The 12,470-nt window shown below is 66.1% G+C and carries 25 protein-coding genes and 1 tRNA gene; 14 read left to right on the top strand and 12 right to left on the bottom strand.

Annotated elements, in window-relative coordinates; translation table 11 throughout:
* Positions 1 to 227 precede the first annotated feature (227 nt).
* The gene (locus tag SALMUC_RS12745; RefSeq protein WP_020038643.1) at positions 228 to 863 is read right to left on the bottom strand and encodes a hypothetical protein; all 636 of its coding nucleotides are present in this window, start codon (positions 861 to 863) and stop codon (positions 228 to 230) included.
* 244 nt (positions 864 to 1,107) lie between these two features.
* On the opposite strand from SALMUC_RS12745, the gene SALMUC_RS12740 reads away from it, so the two are divergent.
* Complete coding sequence (locus tag SALMUC_RS12740; protein ID WP_020038644.1) at positions 1,108 to 1,299, top strand: hypothetical protein; 192 nt, start codon at positions 1,108 to 1,110, stop codon at positions 1,297 to 1,299.
* A 67-nt stretch (positions 1,300 to 1,366) separates the two neighbouring features.
* Here SALMUC_RS12740 and SALMUC_RS12735 read toward each other — a convergent pair.
* The 9 genes from SALMUC_RS12735 to SALMUC_RS12700 form a co-directional block, all read right to left on the bottom strand.
* Positions 1,367 to 1,442, bottom strand: a tRNA-Met gene (locus tag SALMUC_RS12735).
* An 83-nt stretch (positions 1,443 to 1,525) separates the two neighbouring features.
* On the bottom strand, positions 1,526 to 2,347 hold the full coding sequence (locus tag SALMUC_RS12730; protein WP_020038645.1) for a hypothetical protein: 822 nt from the start codon (positions 2,345 to 2,347) through the stop codon (positions 1,526 to 1,528).
* Positions 2,344 to 2,931 carry a hypothetical protein gene (locus SALMUC_RS12725; RefSeq protein WP_020038646.1) on the bottom strand — a complete coding sequence of 196 codons (588 nt, stop codon included), beginning with the start codon at positions 2,929 to 2,931 and terminating at the stop codon, positions 2,344 to 2,346. The genes SALMUC_RS12730 and SALMUC_RS12725 overlap by 4 nt, the downstream gene beginning before the upstream one ends.
* Complete coding sequence (locus SALMUC_RS29795) at positions 2,928 to 3,122, bottom strand: hypothetical protein (RefSeq protein WP_156883497.1); 195 nt, start codon at positions 3,120 to 3,122, stop codon at positions 2,928 to 2,930. The genes SALMUC_RS12725 and SALMUC_RS29795 overlap by 4 nt, the downstream gene beginning before the upstream one ends.
* 20 nt (positions 3,123 to 3,142) lie before the next feature.
* Positions 3,143 to 3,787, bottom strand: a complete 645-nt coding sequence (locus tag SALMUC_RS12720; protein WP_021120329.1) for a hypothetical protein — start codon at positions 3,785 to 3,787, stop codon at positions 3,143 to 3,145.
* Positions 3,788 to 3,863: 76 nt separating this feature from the next.
* Positions 3,864 to 4,163, bottom strand: a complete 300-nt coding sequence (locus SALMUC_RS12715; protein ID WP_020038648.1) for a hypothetical protein — start codon at positions 4,161 to 4,163, stop codon at positions 3,864 to 3,866.
* Positions 4,160 to 4,381, bottom strand: a complete 222-nt coding sequence (locus SALMUC_RS12710; protein ID WP_020038649.1) for a hypothetical protein — start codon at positions 4,379 to 4,381, stop codon at positions 4,160 to 4,162. Before SALMUC_RS12710 ends, SALMUC_RS12715 begins: the two co-directional genes overlap by 4 nt.
* The gene (locus tag SALMUC_RS12705; protein ID WP_020038650.1) at positions 4,378 to 5,118 is read right to left on the bottom strand and encodes a hypothetical protein; all 741 of its coding nucleotides are present in this window, start codon (positions 5,116 to 5,118) and stop codon (positions 4,378 to 4,380) included. The genes SALMUC_RS12710 and SALMUC_RS12705 overlap by 4 nt, the downstream gene beginning before the upstream one ends.
* A complete protein-coding gene (locus tag SALMUC_RS12700) occupies positions 5,115 to 5,624 on the bottom strand; it encodes a hypothetical protein (RefSeq protein WP_020038651.1) in 510 nt (169 codons plus the stop codon). Before SALMUC_RS12700 ends, SALMUC_RS12705 begins: the two co-directional genes overlap by 4 nt.
* A 332-nt stretch (positions 5,625 to 5,956) precedes the next feature.
* Between SALMUC_RS12700 and SALMUC_RS12695 the strand changes: the two genes are divergently transcribed.
* A complete protein-coding gene (locus tag SALMUC_RS12695; protein WP_020038652.1) occupies positions 5,957 to 6,475 on the top strand; it encodes a hypothetical protein in 519 nt (172 codons plus the stop codon).
* A gap of 68 nt (positions 6,476 to 6,543) precedes the next feature.
* Here SALMUC_RS12695 and SALMUC_RS12690 read toward each other — a convergent pair whose 3' ends face one another.
* Positions 6,544 to 6,804 carry a helix-turn-helix domain-containing protein gene (locus SALMUC_RS12690; protein ID WP_020038653.1) on the bottom strand — a complete coding sequence of 87 codons (261 nt, stop codon included), beginning with the start codon at positions 6,802 to 6,804 and terminating at the stop codon, positions 6,544 to 6,546.
* 125 nt (positions 6,805 to 6,929) lie between these two features.
* The gene (locus SALMUC_RS12685) at positions 6,930 to 7,130 is read right to left on the bottom strand and encodes a hypothetical protein (RefSeq protein WP_020038654.1); all 201 of its coding nucleotides are present in this window, start codon (positions 7,128 to 7,130) and stop codon (positions 6,930 to 6,932) included.
* A gap of 88 nt (positions 7,131 to 7,218) precedes the next feature.
* Here SALMUC_RS12685 and SALMUC_RS12680 point away from each other — a divergent pair, with 88 nt between their 5' ends.
* The 12 genes from SALMUC_RS12680 (at position 7,219) to SALMUC_RS12625 (ending at position 12,433) form a co-directional block, all read left to right on the top strand.
* Positions 7,219 to 7,848, top strand: coding sequence for a S24 family peptidase (locus SALMUC_RS12680; protein ID WP_020038655.1), 630 nt, complete (start codon positions 7,219 to 7,221; stop codon positions 7,846 to 7,848).
* Positions 7,845 to 8,351, top strand: coding sequence for a hypothetical protein (locus tag SALMUC_RS29790; RefSeq protein ID WP_156883496.1), 507 nt, complete (start codon positions 7,845 to 7,847; stop codon positions 8,349 to 8,351). Before SALMUC_RS12680 ends, SALMUC_RS29790 begins: the two co-directional genes overlap by 4 nt.
* Positions 8,352 to 8,825: 474 nt before the next feature.
* Complete coding sequence (locus tag SALMUC_RS12670) at positions 8,826 to 9,152, top strand: hypothetical protein (protein WP_020038657.1); 327 nt, start codon at positions 8,826 to 8,828, stop codon at positions 9,150 to 9,152.
* Positions 9,149 to 9,679: a hypothetical protein gene (locus SALMUC_RS12665; RefSeq protein ID WP_020038658.1), complete on the top strand. Its 531-nt coding sequence runs from the start codon at positions 9,149 to 9,151 to the stop codon at positions 9,677 to 9,679. The genes SALMUC_RS12670 and SALMUC_RS12665 overlap by 4 nt, the downstream gene beginning before the upstream one ends.
* Positions 9,676 to 10,005: a hypothetical protein gene (locus SALMUC_RS12660; RefSeq protein WP_020038659.1), complete on the top strand. Its 330-nt coding sequence runs from the start codon at positions 9,676 to 9,678 to the stop codon at positions 10,003 to 10,005. The genes SALMUC_RS12665 and SALMUC_RS12660 overlap by 4 nt, the downstream gene beginning before the upstream one ends.
* The gene (locus SALMUC_RS12655; protein ID WP_020038660.1) at positions 10,002 to 10,208 is read left to right on the top strand and encodes a hypothetical protein; all 207 of its coding nucleotides are present in this window, start codon (positions 10,002 to 10,004) and stop codon (positions 10,206 to 10,208) included. The genes SALMUC_RS12660 and SALMUC_RS12655 overlap by 4 nt, the downstream gene beginning before the upstream one ends.
* Positions 10,205 to 10,405, top strand: coding sequence for a hypothetical protein (locus SALMUC_RS12650; RefSeq protein ID WP_020038661.1), 201 nt, complete (start codon positions 10,205 to 10,207; stop codon positions 10,403 to 10,405). Before SALMUC_RS12655 ends, SALMUC_RS12650 begins: the two co-directional genes overlap by 4 nt.
* A 10-nt stretch (positions 10,406 to 10,415) precedes the next feature.
* A complete protein-coding gene (locus SALMUC_RS12645) occupies positions 10,416 to 10,670 on the top strand; it encodes a hypothetical protein (protein WP_020038662.1) in 255 nt (84 codons plus the stop codon).
* Positions 10,667 to 10,939 carry a hypothetical protein gene (locus tag SALMUC_RS12640; RefSeq protein ID WP_020038663.1) on the top strand — a complete coding sequence of 91 codons (273 nt, stop codon included), beginning with the start codon at positions 10,667 to 10,669 and terminating at the stop codon, positions 10,937 to 10,939. Before SALMUC_RS12645 ends, SALMUC_RS12640 begins: the two co-directional genes overlap by 4 nt.
* An 87-nt stretch (positions 10,940 to 11,026) precedes the next feature.
* Positions 11,027 to 11,356 (top strand): hypothetical protein, encoded by a 330-nt coding sequence (locus SALMUC_RS12635; protein WP_020038664.1) that lies wholly within the window; start codon positions 11,027 to 11,029, stop codon positions 11,354 to 11,356.
* The gene (locus tag SALMUC_RS12630; protein WP_156883495.1) at positions 11,353 to 11,550 is read left to right on the top strand and encodes a hypothetical protein; all 198 of its coding nucleotides are present in this window, start codon (positions 11,353 to 11,355) and stop codon (positions 11,548 to 11,550) included. Before SALMUC_RS12635 ends, SALMUC_RS12630 begins: the two co-directional genes overlap by 4 nt.
* Before the next feature lie 31 nt (positions 11,551 to 11,581).
* The gene (locus SALMUC_RS12625; RefSeq protein ID WP_021120326.1) at positions 11,582 to 12,433 is read left to right on the top strand and encodes a DUF2303 family protein; all 852 of its coding nucleotides are present in this window, start codon (positions 11,582 to 11,584) and stop codon (positions 12,431 to 12,433) included.
* The last annotated feature ends 37 nt before the right edge of the window (positions 12,434 to 12,470 follow it).

Raw genomic sequence — 12,470 nt, 5'->3', positions numbered from 1 at the left:
CCCGGATCGTCACTTCCCGCGCCGGGTGCTCCGGCGAGAGCACCTCGTGGATCTCGCGCAGGAAGGCGAAGCGCGAGATGTCGAAGGGCCCCGGCATCGGCGAGCGCGCATCGAAGACGATGTTCTCTTCGCACCAGCGGGTGATGTCCGGCGGTGGCGGCGGCGCGATGGCCCGGGCCATAGCCTGCGCCACGACCCGTTCCGCCGCGATCAGGAACCCCATGGCCTCAGAAATCCTCGGCCTGTTCGTCCTCGGTCAGCTGGGCCGCCTCGGCCTCGCTCTCCTTCGCCCGCGACCGCGCCGAGCGGTACTCGCGCCAGACCTCGGTCAGGATCGCCCGCGCCTCGCGGAAGTCGACGCCCAGGTCGTCGGCGATGCGCCGGGCGCCGGCCCGCAGCACCGAGCTTTCGATCGAGGCGATCTCCTGCGCCATCTGCCGCGCGGTCTCGTTGGCGACCACGCTGGCCAGCACGAAGGTCTCCTCCGCCTCCTGGTTGCGCCGCCGGGCGGTCCGCGCGTCTTCCTCCGCCTTGAGCGTCTTGGCCAGCTCGTAGCGCGAGGGGTCCTTCGCGGGCAGCTCGGTCGCCCCGGCCCCGCTACGGGGCGGCGTGTCGTCCTCGGCCGGTGCGCCCGATTCCGGGATCCGCGAGAGCGCGTCCCGGGTCTTCGCTCCGTTGCCCAGCATCTGGCCCGGGTCGAGCCGGCGGCCCAGGGCCGCGGCGACCTTCTCCAGGTCGAAGCGCCGCGCCCTTCCGTCGCCGCTGTAGCACCCGTCGAGCTGACCGGCCCGCACCAGCTGACTGATCCGTCCCTTGGAGAGATCCAGCGCCCCGGCCAGTTCCGTCGCTGTCAGTTGTGCCATGCCGTCCTTTCCAGGCGCCCGCACCGGCGCACCATGTTCTCCCTCTCCTGTCGGGGCGCGCGTCGTTTACCCCGCTAAAGGACTAAACCTTCCAATGGTTTAGGCTTTGATTCCTGTTTAGCGTGACAAAACCTCCGGGCTACGCCCGCCCGTATACGTTTGAACCCCGGGAAGGACCCACGGATTGCTGGCAGCCATGCCGCCCGCCCGCTAGGGTGCCGGAAACCACCGAGCGGAGACCGCCATGCTGCCCATCGTCGCCTGGATCAATCTCGCCGCCGGCCTGATCGCCGCCGCCGTCGCCATCTCCGAAGAGATGTTCGCCCTGTCGTTCGGTCTCGCCGTGGCCGCGCTGACGCTCTTCGCCGTCCTCCAGGCGCTGGACCGCATCGTCGGCCAGCTCAAGAGCATCAACTACCATTTGAAAAGGAAGTGAGAGCCGCCCCGCCGCTGCAGCTCCTAGCTTGACACTCGCGCCTGTCGGCGGGCGCGCTCTTGGTATCTGGTTGCCGGGGACGGGTTCGAACCTCCGACCTCGTGGTTATGAGCCACGCGAGCTACCGCTGCTCCACCCGGACACAAGAACGCCCGGCAGCGGGATCTTCCGCTCCGGGCGCATTTCGTGATGATGACATAAGTGCTGCCACCGGTGAGGCTAGCAGTCAAGCCACATTTTGCGGTCGCGCCATGTCGAAGCCCCGCATACGGTCCAGAGCGCTACACAGCGCCCTCCTGAGCGCGGTCCTGCTCTTGGCATCGACCGACCAACCATGATCCTCCAGCACCTCGGACAATGTGCGACCAGACAGGCACACCTGGTCGACCAGACGACGCGCCCGGATCGCGCGACGCTTGTCCGCGCCCGGGCGCATACGCCTGACCTCTTTTGCCAGCCCGTCGCCGATCCTCGCATGGAAATAGCGCAGCCGCTGGAAGTCCCGGAAGATCGCAACCTCGCGGTCACCGCCGCCAGACGCCGAGGCTCGCAAGACCTCGAGAGAGGAGCACTTGACGCCCGTGGCATCGCAGCGCTCGGTCAGCGCCGCATACTCCCGCGCAATCTCGACCTGCCCGGTAGTGAAGAGCGGGCGGTAGGGGATGGGCTTGCCGTCCCGCTCCAGGCCCTTGGTCTTCGCCTGATGCCGGCGACGCGCCTGGTCCTCCATCCGGTCGAAAGCATCGCCGAGGCGCACCCGATTCCCAAGTTCCGGATCACCGCGGCGCACACGGGGGCCGCTGTCGGTCATGACGACTTCGCGCGGGACCTGCGCAATCTGCGGCCCGCGCGCCGGAGCCACCGGGATCGCGGCACTGCACCGCGCAGGCGGCACAGCTCGCGCCATGATTTCACGGATGCGCGCCCCTTCCTCCGCCAGCCGATCAGCCCCAGCGACCGAACGCGGCCAGGCACCGCGCCGGGCATAGCCGAAGTGATCGACGTAGACGACATCGGGGCTGGGCGTGATCTTGATGGCCATGGTCATGCCGCCTTCTCCCCTGCCGCGATGTAGCCGCGTACGCGCTGGTCCAGCGCCCTGTACCAGTCGAGCCAGGCACCATCGTCGTGCAGCGGCGGCAAGCTGCGGTCGATCCTTTCCTGAACCCGCAACGCCTTGTCCGCCATCTCACGGGACTTCTCACGCACCAGCGCCTTGTCCCTGTCGGTCAGGGGCGGGTGCCCCTTCTTCTGCCACCACAGATACTCCGCGACATGCCGGCCAGCCTGCAGCGCGTCTGGCCCGGCCCTCGATGCGAACCATCGCAGCAGCTCGGGCCGTTCGTTCAGCGGGCGCGGCTCGAAAGAATGGGCATATGTCGTGATGCTCGCCAGCGAGGGCCAGAAGTCCTTCGCGCTGCCCTCGCCCTTGGTGCGCAGGCATTCGGCCAGTACCGTCAGGCCCCGGTCGCTCATGTAAGCCACCTGGTCGGCGATGCTGTCCAGCGCCCTACGCTTCTCCGCCTCCGGCATCGCCTTCGGAAACCGCATGCCGTGCGCCTGCAACGGCTCTATCAGCAACCGGCGCACCCGGTCGCGCTTCGTCTCGGTCGTCGTCTGCTCGTCGCTCATGGACCGTCCCCTTTTCTCTGCCCGTCAGCTTCCGACTTATCCACAGGCGCCACGCTCGATTTCAGGCGCAGCGCCGTATCTCGTTTCATTTCATTTCTTTCTCTTTTCCTTTCAGCGGCGCGGTTTTCGGCCGAAACAAAACCGCGAAAATCCGTCCGAAAACTTCCGCCGGAAGTTCCGAAATCTTCCATCGGAAGTTTTGGCGCGGTTTTCACAGCGCTCTGGAGCGATCATTGCGCGCCTCCGCGTTCGACAGATCGTTGATCGCCTCGCGCACCCGCCGCTCTGTCGCGCTGCCGCCCGGATAGGCCCGCTCGATCCAGTCACTCACCGCGTTCTGGCGCGCGTCGTCATCGGCGAAGGCGGCCACGCCGCCGGAGATCTTGCGCAGGTGCTCGGCGATGGTGCGCAGCCGCTTGCGCATCCGGTCCTCGGCGTTCTTGGCCGCGTTCCTGCGCTTCGACGTGAGCGCATCCTGTGCGACCTCGATGACGACCGAGTGCCCCAAGCGGACCTCACCATTGTCGCAACGATACCGGTGCCACCCGTTGAGGGGCGAGATGTCGCGCTTGCACAGCTGCTGCCAGCGCTCCAGCGGGATGTTGAGATCGGCGGCCAGCTCGCGGTCATCGCAGGACAGGGTGCCCAACGGCGTGCTGTCCTGCGCCACGCAAAAGAGGTTGAAGCCGTACCAGCCGACCTCTGGATCAGCCAGCTTGCGAAAGCTCGAAGCCCGCCAGCGCTTGAGGTTCCACTGCAGGAAGTAGTGGCTGTCCAGGCGCTCGGACGACGAGATCGGGTAGTCCGGAAGGTCGGCGGAATCCACCGCCCGCAGGGTCCGCTCGGTACTGGTCATGCCGTCCCTCTCATGCCTCGCGCGCGACCTCTGCGGGCCGTCGCGTTTGTCCTGCGGCGCGATGGCCGCCATTCGTTCAGGCCGCTCGCGCCGCCCGGTGTAACTCCAGAGCCTTGCCCGACCAGATCCCGGCCAACGCCGTCCACAGCCGGTAGCGCGCCCCGTCGAAGGCCGTCAGGTCGGCATCGAGGCGCGCCTCGACCACCGCCCCGGCAGCCTCGTGCACGGCGTGCATGTCCTCGGTCGGCCGACCGGCGGCCTCCACCGCTGCTTCCAGTGCGCCGACCAGGTCGCTGCACTCGACCATGCTGCCCCGGTGCAGCACGACGGCGGTCGCCACGGCCATCAGGCGAGCTTTCGGGCTGGCACGGTTCATCGCGCGATCTCCCGTTCCCAGTCGGTGCAGTCGCCCGCCCAGGTCCGCGCCCCGACGCGATCGGCATGAAGCGGGCAAAGGTGCTCGCCCTGCCCGTGCAGCTCGCCGGGGAAATGCCGGCAGGTGCCGCAGATCCGGCGCAGATGCAGCGGGCAGCGCGGGTCGAAGGGATTGCGGGTCGCCTCGCGGCGCTCGACGGTGTGGGGCGTTCCGATCACAGCAGGCCTCCCTGCGGTGGCGTCAGGTGGTCCGGCAGCGGCGGGTAATCACCGGGCCGCGTGAGATCTCGGCGGCACGGCGGGATGCGCACGAAGCGCGTCTCCCGCTCGAAGCAGCCCCGAGCATCGCGGCGCCAGACCAACCAGGCATAACTGGTCGCACTCGTGGGCCGGGTGAGTTTGCCCTCGCCCGTCTCGGGGTCGACCCGCCAGACCATGACGTCCGGGTCGAGTAGCGCGCCCTTCCACATGACGACACGCTCGACGAAGGGCAGCACGAAGGCCTCGGGACAGTTGCGGAAAAGGCCTTCGTAGCGATCGAGGCCTTCGACGAAAGCCGTCCGCACCAGCACGGCCACACCGCGCCGGGCGTAGGTCAGCCCCTGTCGGATGAAGTCGGCGGCCAGCCGAAACGGCGGGTTGGTGATGACCCAGTCGACGTCGGGCGCGACCTGCCCCCAGGAGATCAGGAAATCGGCCACGCCGTCCTGCCCGGACCAGCCGTAGTCGTGCACGTCGGTCGCGTGCACCTGGTCGAACTGTTCCGCCAGTGGGCGCACCATGTATCCGCGATTGCAGGCCGGGTCCCAGGCGTGCTGCAGGTGCAGCGGCTCGCCCTGCTCCGCGAGGAAGCGCAAGAGCGCCCGCGTGGCCCAGGGCGGCGTCGGAAAGTCGTCGAGGCTGTCGTGGGCCTCGACACGGCGCGCCATGACGGCGGTGGAGCGGTTGGCATTCATGCGGCACGCTCCCAGCGGTGATAGGCCGCCTGCTCTTGCCGCGCGACATAGGCCATCATCGCGGTGCGGATGCGTTCGTGGCCCTCCGGCGTGTTTCGCTTCAAGGCCCGCGCGACGTACTCCGACTGGAACCCGAGTTGGCGGCTCGCCTCGGCGTGCGACGGGAAATTCACGCCGTAGAGCGTGATCGGCCGCGCGCGGGCCTGCGGCGGCTTCGACCTGCGGCCGATGCGGTCGGGATCGCCGGCCGAAATCGCGTAATGTACCGCGTGCACCGTAACCCCGAAGTGAACCGCTGCGGCCTTCGCGTTCGGGAAGTCGAGACCCCGGATGCGCACCGGCATCGGCTCGACACCCACCCGACCGGTTCCGACGCGGTGCAATGTGCCCTTGCGTGCCGCGATGCGAACGGCATCAGCACTGACGCCCAGGGCCTTCGCGGCATCGGTGGCGGTCGGATAGACGACGCCCCGGATCTTGAGGTTGCGATACCGCACCGCGCCCATCAGCGCACCCCCGCGAGGTGGCCCGACACGCGCCGAAGCGCGTGCCGGGCTGTGTGGCACAGGGATGCGCACCGGTGATCCCCGAGCCGGGGAATGGGAAAATGCGCGCGGGCGGCGCTCAGGGAGGATTTGGAGGAGAGAGCGCGCCCGCGCGCGAGGTGGCGGGGGACGTGGCGCCCCCGCTGAGCAGGTCCTGACGACCCCGCAAGCCGGTGGTCGTTGATGGACCCCACGTCTTGACGCGTTGTGAGCGTGCGGTGAATAGTCAGGCGGTGCGACAGCGCTGGAACGCCGCCGCACCAGACCAACCGTCCCGGAAAAGGACAACACGATTGGCCTATCTTTATGAGGCAGTGGGCGCCCTTGCGCTCATCGTGACGACAGGGATAGCGGTTGTGGAGTTTTTTACGAAACGTGCCGACAGGCGCCTGGACGTCTCGTTCACGGGACGCTCTTTCATCAACGCCTCCGGCAACACGGCCGTCTACTTCTCCGTCGAGAACCGCTCCGAGGTCGAACTGCGAATAATCGACATCCGGCCAGCGGATCGCGGCATCAACCTGAAGTTCGGTGACTATGCCTCGAACCGGACGATTGAGGAGTTTTTCGAATACGTCCAGCGCATCCGTATCGGCACGAACGGTGGCAATGACTTCGAGACCATCAACCTCCTGCGTGGAGGCCAGATCTCCGGCTTCGTGTCGCTCGGAGGCGAACACCCGGGCGCTGCGCTCGTGTTCCAACTGCAACGGTGTGACACGCTGCGGACGTTTCGACGCCACGTGCAACCGCTCTTCTGGGACGGCACCTTGGCCAACGTCCGCGTGACGAAGCGGCCCCCGGATAGCTGACGCGCTGACCGAGAGCGGTTGCATTCGACCGCCGCCAACAACACGCTCTGGACAAGCAGTCGCTTCGCTCATGCCGCGTCCTCCCCGAAATACCGTTCGAAGCCTGCGCGGTCACGCAGTGCGATGAGGGCGATCTTGTCGCCCTTGGGGCCGACAACCCCTTCGAGCCAGTTCATGGCCGTGCGCTCGGTCACGCCGTAGACCACGGCGATCTGCGCCGCACTCATGCCCGAGGCCCGGAAATAGGCCCGCGCGCGGTCGGGATAGGTGCGCTGCCAGGCGTGCAGATCGACCCGCCGGCCCCCTTTGAAAAACGTTTCGAAAGACATTTCAGAGTTATCCGTTGCAACGTGAGGACATGCTGAACTGCCCTCAGAAACTGCAGACGAAAGGCCCTGACGGGGCGCGCCACTGTCCCCGGCGCGCCCCGGATCGGGGAATGGGACGACCCGGCTCATGCCGCGTCTTCCTGCGGGGGGTTTTCCGCCATGTAATCGCGCAGGCGGTCGACCCGCGCCATCGTCGGACTGGAGGTACCCGCTTTCCACGAGTCCCATTCCCGCCAGCCGGCACCAATCGCGGCCCGCAGGACGGCCTGCGGCGTCTTGTTCACCGAGCGGGCATAGGCAGCGATTTCGGCAATGAGCTGTTCCATGGCTCCTGTTATGGGGTATTGATACCCCATTGGGCAAGGGTATTTTTCATCCCTACCCCAGACCCGCGCCATGAATGAAAACTTCGCCATGGCGAAGACGTTCATCGAAGCTTTCCAGCATGCCCTCGCGACCACCGGTCGCTCTGTCCGAAGCGTTTCTTCGGAAAGCGGGGTGCCTTATGAACGACTGAAACAGGTAGCGCGCGGCCGGACGGCCACAACTAATGCCGACGATGCCTACCTCATCGCCAAGGCGTTCGGGGTTAGCTTCGAGAATTTTTTAGAAGGCGACCTCGCAGAGCGCCCAACCGTCACAATCGCCGGCCAAGTTGGCGCCGGGGCCCAGGTGCCGGTCTTCGATGCCTACGAAAAGGGCGACGGCCCCCAGGTCGAATGCCCACCGGGCCTCTCGCCGCATGGCGTTGTCGCGGTAGAGATCGTAGGAGACAGCATGGAACCGACCTACAGTGCGGGTGACCTGCTGTTCTATAGCCGCGCAACACACGAAGGCGTTCCCGACGACGTGATCGGCCACCGATGCGTGGCAGAGGACGTCGAGGGGCTAGGCTGGGTCAAGCAGGTCAAACCCGGCGATGAACCCGGCCTGTTCCATCTGATCTCCCTGAACCCAGGCGCCACTACGATGTGGAACAAGCGCCTTAAATGGGCTGCGCGGGTCCGGCTGCACTGGCCGGAAGAATTCGCGAGGAAGCTATGAAGCGTTTACAGCTTCTATTGTTAGCGCTTGCAAGTACTGGCGCCCCGGCTCATGCATGGTCGATCTTTGACCTTCTCGGAAAATCCTATGATCAGAAATTCCTAAATGCATGCGAGCATACTCTCAAAAAACGACTGAAATCGCCTTCCAGCTACAACCGGCTCTCCGAGCCGATAATAGAAAAGTCGACTGCCCAGTTTGAAGATGATCTGGGCTGGACAAATCCCGAGAAGAAACGCGCAGACAAGGCGTTTTTCTCCAGCAGCCCAGAACACATGGAACGGCACGAGCAGCAGGAAAAGCTCTTCGAGTTAGATGAACACACGTTGACGCGTGCGATCCTAGAGTACGAAGCCGCTAACACGTATGGAACCCTGATACGCAGATACGCTGACTGCACGCACAGTGATTCAAGCCCCGACGAATTTTCCGATTTGGAAAGAGGCAACGTCATGATCAATGGCTATACCAATATCGAATGGATTACCTCCGGCCGAAAGTAACCCCCAACGCACGCGACATTTCACGGTACGCATTTCTTGAAGCCGAAAGTTGGCTTGCGGAGTTCCGTCCGAGACCTGTGCCACCCGAATAAAGAACAATGCACAGCCAAGCTTGAAACCCAGATGGCCTGAATTTCGCGCCATCTGTAAGCTGATGACCACCGCTCCATAGCATCGAGGACAACAGTCGCTCGACTTGGGATACGCCTCCAGTCGTGTTTCATACGGTCGACAGCCTGATAACAGCTGCCACATTTGGCCTCGCTACCTGAATGATCGCAGCCAGACCACGACATCTGACTGCACGCGTAGTCTCACTTCAGCCTTGCGCCGAGCTTTTTGTGCTTCCCCAACCTAAGCCTCGCGGAATCAGTGCCTGCGATCAAGACAAGGAATGGGGTATAACTACCCTTTTGTGTTGACATAGGGGTATAGCTACCCTCAATGTGCACCCATCAACCGATGGAGGCTCTCATGCTGCACCCCCTGCACTACGCTCGCCTGCGCAAGCTGGTCACAACGCCGGAAGCGGTCAGGAAATGCCCCACGGCGGTCCAGGACGCCTGGCTGCAACTCAAGGAAGAGCAGCGCCGCGAAGACGGAACCTCGGCCCGGATCGAACCGCAGCACCTCGCCCATCTCGAGGCCGCGCCCAGCCACTACCCGGCGCCCGAGCCTGTCACCCCGCTCATGGCGGCCCTTGCCGCCGCTGAGCCCGCCGTTCTGGCCGCCGTAAAAGCGCGCCGCGCTCGCGACGCGCAGGCTTCCGCCGGCCGCCCGACCGGAGGCGACGCGGCATGAGCGACAGTGTCGAAATCCCCGTCCTCGAAATCATGCCCGGATGGATCGTCGACGACGTTCGAACCGAGGCCGACTGCAACGACGCAATCGACGTCCTGACCGCGCTGGTCAGTGAGATCGAGCAAAACGTGGAAGAACGTGAGGCAGACCATTGGAGCGATGACGCCTGCCGGGCCGCTCGGTGCGATCTGATCCAGAAACGGCACGCCCTGAACTTGGTTGCCGACAAGCGCGAGCGGTTCCGCCGGGAGGCAGAACGCCACGAAACCGGGCGCGCCGCCGCCGGCACGAGCGTCACTGCCAGCACCGCAAGCATCCTGAACGGCCAGCAGATCGAACACGCCGAACCGAATATCTCGGACAGGCTGGTGCTTGTGATCGAGCCCGGCAAATCCGGCCGCCTATACCTGACCAGCCCCACGCATCGCGAGCTTTTCATCAGCGGCGAAACGCTGGCCGAGGTCCTGCAGGCAACGGCGCCGGTCATGGCAGCCATCGAAGCGGCCCACCGGGAGACATCGGCATGAGCCCGGTCCTGACCCTCCCCACCCTGCGCGACCGGGGCTACCCGAGCCCCGCGCAATTCGGCGAGACGCTGACCGACTGGCGCGAGGAACTGGCGCTGCAACTCGAAACCCTCGGCGTGCCCGAGCGTATCGCCCAGCTGCGCGAAACCTGCCTTGCCACCGGCGGCATCTGGATCGATCCGCCCGATGGCTTCCGGGGTTACTGCGAGATCACCGTCGGCGGGATCTGCGTCACGGGCGAGGACATGGCCGAATGCGCCGCCGCCTGGATCAAGGCGGTGCTGCGCGTATCCCGCGCGGCCGCCGAGGCGGAGGGCGCGGCATGACGGCGCGGGACACCACCACTCACGGACCCGGGGCGCCCGGCGGGCCGCTCTGGTACGCCCGCGCCGTCATCGCAGATCTCGCCATGCACGACGACGAAACCGTCGCGACGGCCTGCGAAGTGGTGATCGAGGAGACCGACGATCTGGTCGAACGCGCCACGACGCGCGACCTGCTGTTCCGGGTGAAAGGCGGTGGATCATGAGCGGCGCCCCCTACGCCGTCGCGCGCCTTGCCCGCTCATCCGACGGCAAGGTCGTCTCGCAACGCTACCCGAGCCGCGAGGCGGCCGAGCGTGCCGCCCGCTACCTCGCCGACAAGAAGGGCGAGCCCTTCGTCGTGCTGTCCCCCGAAAAACCGACCTACCCGGGCGATCGTTCGCTCGGGCTCTTCGACAGCTGATGGTGCGCCCATGTCGTTCACCGAACTCCCCCACGCGCAGCAGGCCGGCATCCTCTGCAACGACGCGCAGTTTCAACGCTTCGCGGCGGAACGCAGCGGCTTCCCCGATGGCCAGTTCAGCGCCACGGCCGCCGCCGAGTACCTGCGCAGCTGGTGCCGGATCGACAGCCGCCGCCAGCTCGACACCGAAGCAGAGGCGCGGCGGCGCTTCGCCGTGCTGCGCACAGAGTTCGACGCCTGGACCGGAAGGATCCCTGCCCAATGACCGATGCCGACATGAAGACCGAAATCCAGAGCCAGCTGCGCGCGGCAACACCCGCGACGCGCAGCGGGGCCCTGCGGATGTCCGACACGAACGCCACCCCGGACGAGATCCTGCGCCGCCACGGCGGCGACACCGGCGACCGGATGACCGAGGCCGAAATGGCCGAGGACCGCGCGATCTACCGCGGCCTGCCGTCCCGCCTGCCGGCCTTCTTCGGCGGCTGTGTGACCGGCGCTCTCGCGGTCGGTCTCTCCACCCTGATTTTCTGAATGCCGCCCACGAGGGGCGCATCCCCCGCCGCCGGAAATGCATGGCCGATGCAGGCGGCGGGGGCAACTGAACGAAAGGAGCGGCTGATGCCGAGAGACGAACTGAACTTCCTCGAGTTCCTGCAGAGCTTCCGCCGCGGCGAGCTGCTGCGCGAGGCCGACGAGCGCATGAGCGAAGTGCTCGCCGCGATCCAGGACACCGGGAACAGCGGAGAGATCACGGTCAAGCTGCCGTTCAAGGTCAACAAGGCCGGGCAGATCGAATGCGTGCCGCAGATCACCGCCAAGAAGCCCCGCCGCGAGATGGGCACCGGCGTCTACTTCCTCAACGACGAGGCCCAGCTCACCCGCCGCGACCCGAACCAGCAAGACTGGCTCGACGACATGGAAGCCCGGCGCGACCGGGCAGCTGAGTGAGCCAACCGATGCCGCAGGACGGAACATACTACGCCGAGCGCGGCAACGTCTTCCGCAGCCCGACGAAGACCGACACCGGCTTCAAGATGGGCTTCAAGGTCTGCGTGGTCAGCGACGGGCTCAACGAGGGAGCAGCCGCCGAGATCGCAGACGCGCTGAACCTGCACATGCAGCACCACCCCGACAAGCACTGACCCACCCCACCGCTCACCACAGGAGAGACCCATGCCCGAGCAGCCCGAAATCCACGAAACCGAGCCGGCCCACGATCCGCGCAGCGCACTCGAGGTCGCCCTGACCTCCGCGCGGATGGCGAACCCGGTCATCGAAGGCGAGCACGGCAAGCGCTTCGCGCTCACCCCGCCCGACTTCCAGCTGAATGAAATTCCGTCGCCCCATCGCCTGCCGCCGTACATCCTGCAGCGGGTGACCGTCGACGACGCGGACTCGCTCGCGATCTACGCCAGCCGCTTCAGCACCGGCGCCTCGGTCCTGATCGCCGACATCGATGCGCTCTCCGTGCACGCCTGCCTCGACTGGCACGATCACAACCAGTCCGACACGGCGTTGACGCCCGGCGCGCGCAAGCACACGGCAACGCTGAAGCTGCGCGAGAGCGAGGAGTTCAAGCGCTGGAACAAGATCCAGGACGAGTTCATCGACCAGATGGCCTTCGCCGAGTTCCTGGACGAGAACGCGGCCGACATCGTCGATCCCGAGCCCGCCGTGATGATCGAGATCGCGCGCGACCTCGAGGCCACGCAGGGCGTCGCCTTCAAGTCCAGCACGCGCCTGCAGACCGGCGAACGGTCGATCACCTACGAGACCGAGACCCACACCAAGGGCGACATCAAGGTGCCGACGCAGTTCACGCTGCAGATCCCGCTCTTTGCCGGCGAGGAGCCGATCGACATCACCGCCAGCTTCCGGTTCCGGCCGCGCGCGGACGGGTTGAAGCTGGGCTTCGTCTGGCGCCGCGTCGAGTACCGCCGGCAGGCCGAGTTCCAGGCAATCGCCACCCGCATCGCCGAGGCCACCGGCCTGCCGGTGATGTTCGGCCGCGCCGCGGAACACTGATGCCCATGTCAGCGCCCCGACGGCGGGGCGTTGTGAT

The organism is Salipiger mucosus DSM 16094, from assembly GCF_000442255.1.
Classification (GTDB): domain Bacteria; phylum Pseudomonadota; class Alphaproteobacteria; order Rhodobacterales; family Rhodobacteraceae; genus Salipiger; species Salipiger mucosus.
Note: the sequence above shows the minus strand (reverse complement) of the source record. Positions and strands in the feature narration are given on the sequence as shown.

Excerpts from the sequence above, each read along its gene's own strand:
- SALMUC_RS12715 (WP_020038648.1), bottom strand. The coding sequence starts at position 4,163 with ATGAACCGTGCCAGCCCGAAAGCTCGCCTGATGGCCGTGGCGACCGCC.
- SALMUC_RS12680 (WP_020038655.1), top strand. The coding sequence starts at position 7,219 with ATGGCGAAGACGTTCATCGAAGCTTTCCAGCATGCCCTCGCGACCACC.
- SALMUC_RS12720 (WP_021120329.1), bottom strand. The coding sequence starts at position 3,787 with ATGACCAGTACCGAGCGGACCCTGCGGGCGGTGGATTCCGCCGACCTT.
- SALMUC_RS12690 (WP_020038653.1), bottom strand. The coding sequence starts at position 6,804 with ATGTCTTTCGAAACGTTTTTCAAAGGGGGCCGGCGGGTCGATCTGCAC.
- SALMUC_RS12640 (WP_020038663.1), top strand. The coding sequence starts at position 10,667 with ATGACCGATGCCGACATGAAGACCGAAATCCAGAGCCAGCTGCGCGCG.
- SALMUC_RS29795 (WP_156883497.1), bottom strand. The coding sequence starts at position 3,122 with ATGGAAGATTTCGGAACTTCCGGCGGAAGTTTTCGGACGGATTTTCGC.
- SALMUC_RS12700 (WP_020038651.1), bottom strand. The coding sequence starts at position 5,624 with ATGGGCGCGGTGCGGTATCGCAACCTCAAGATCCGGGGCGTCGTCTAT.
- SALMUC_RS12625 (WP_021120326.1), top strand. The coding sequence starts at position 11,582 with ATGCCCGAGCAGCCCGAAATCCACGAAACCGAGCCGGCCCACGATCCG.
- SALMUC_RS12665 (WP_020038658.1), top strand. The coding sequence starts at position 9,149 with ATGAGCGACAGTGTCGAAATCCCCGTCCTCGAAATCATGCCCGGATGG.
- SALMUC_RS12650 (WP_020038661.1), top strand. The coding sequence starts at position 10,205 with ATGAGCGGCGCCCCCTACGCCGTCGCGCGCCTTGCCCGCTCATCCGAC.
- SALMUC_RS12685 (WP_020038654.1), bottom strand. The coding sequence starts at position 7,130 with ATGGAACAGCTCATTGCCGAAATCGCTGCCTATGCCCGCTCGGTGAAC.
- SALMUC_RS29790 (WP_156883496.1), top strand. The coding sequence starts at position 7,845 with ATGAAGCGTTTACAGCTTCTATTGTTAGCGCTTGCAAGTACTGGCGCC.
- SALMUC_RS12670 (WP_020038657.1), top strand. The coding sequence starts at position 8,826 with ATGCTGCACCCCCTGCACTACGCTCGCCTGCGCAAGCTGGTCACAACG.
- SALMUC_RS12740 (WP_020038644.1), top strand. The coding sequence starts at position 1,108 with ATGCTGCCCATCGTCGCCTGGATCAATCTCGCCGCCGGCCTGATCGCC.
- SALMUC_RS12725 (WP_020038646.1), bottom strand. The coding sequence starts at position 2,931 with ATGAGCGACGAGCAGACGACGACCGAGACGAAGCGCGACCGGGTGCGC.
- SALMUC_RS12645 (WP_020038662.1), top strand. The coding sequence starts at position 10,416 with ATGTCGTTCACCGAACTCCCCCACGCGCAGCAGGCCGGCATCCTCTGC.
- SALMUC_RS12730 (WP_020038645.1), bottom strand. The coding sequence starts at position 2,347 with ATGACCATGGCCATCAAGATCACGCCCAGCCCCGATGTCGTCTACGTC.
- SALMUC_RS12655 (WP_020038660.1), top strand. The coding sequence starts at position 10,002 with ATGACGGCGCGGGACACCACCACTCACGGACCCGGGGCGCCCGGCGGG.
- SALMUC_RS12705 (WP_020038650.1), bottom strand. The coding sequence starts at position 5,118 with ATGAATGCCAACCGCTCCACCGCCGTCATGGCGCGCCGTGTCGAGGCC.
- SALMUC_RS12745 (WP_020038643.1), bottom strand. The coding sequence starts at position 863 with ATGGCACAACTGACAGCGACGGAACTGGCCGGGGCGCTGGATCTCTCC.
- SALMUC_RS12635 (WP_020038664.1), top strand. The coding sequence starts at position 11,027 with ATGCCGAGAGACGAACTGAACTTCCTCGAGTTCCTGCAGAGCTTCCGC.
- SALMUC_RS12660 (WP_020038659.1), top strand. The coding sequence starts at position 9,676 with ATGAGCCCGGTCCTGACCCTCCCCACCCTGCGCGACCGGGGCTACCCG.